Origin of the sequence: Streptomyces sp. SID3343, from assembly GCF_009865215.1 — a bacterium.
GTDB lineage: Bacteria > Actinomycetota > Actinomycetes > Streptomycetales > Streptomycetaceae > Embleya.
Window position 1 is genome coordinate 1 of record NZ_WWJX01000029.1, and the last position, 566, is coordinate 566.

A 566-nucleotide genomic window follows, 5' to 3' on the forward strand; every position below is an offset into this window, starting at 1 on the left:
CGCCACACCTCCGCCAACGACACCAACACCGCCCACAGCACCGGCTGGACCACATCCACCCGATCCAACGACGGCGCCCCCTCCGCCCCGGTCAACACCCCCACCGGCGACCAATCCACAAACGGCGCAAGCGCCCGCGCACTCGCCTCGAACCGCGCCGCGAACACCGGCGACTGCACGAACAGTTCCGCCGCCATACCGACCCACTGCGAACCCTGCCCCGGGAACACGAAGACGGTCTTGCCGAGCGGCCCCACCGTCCCGGTGATCACGCCGGCCGCGCCCTCGCCTCGGGCGACGACGTTCAGGCCGGCTGCCAGCAGGTCTCGATCGCCGACGAGCACGGCGCGTTCGTCGAACGCCGCGCGCGACGACGCGAGCGATCGGCCCACATCGATCGGCTCGGCATCGAGCACCGCCCGCAGGCGGAACGCCTGGGTGCGCAGGGCGTCGGCGGTCTTCCCGGAGATCACCCACGGCACGACGGCCGGTGCGGGCGTGGTCGGTTCCTCGACAACGGGCGCGTCCTCGGGGAGTTCGAGGATCACGTGCGCGTTGGTCCCGCT

The 566-nt window shown here is 72.1% G+C and carries 1 protein-coding gene; it reads right to left on the reverse strand.

Going from position 1 to position 566, the window contains the following annotated elements; genetic code table 11:
- Positions 1 to 548, reverse strand: a 548-nt coding sequence (locus GT354_RS00945) for an acyltransferase domain-containing protein (RefSeq protein ID WP_346011774.1), incomplete at its 3' end; no start/stop codon positions are given.
- Positions 549 to 566: the final 18 nt, after the last annotated feature.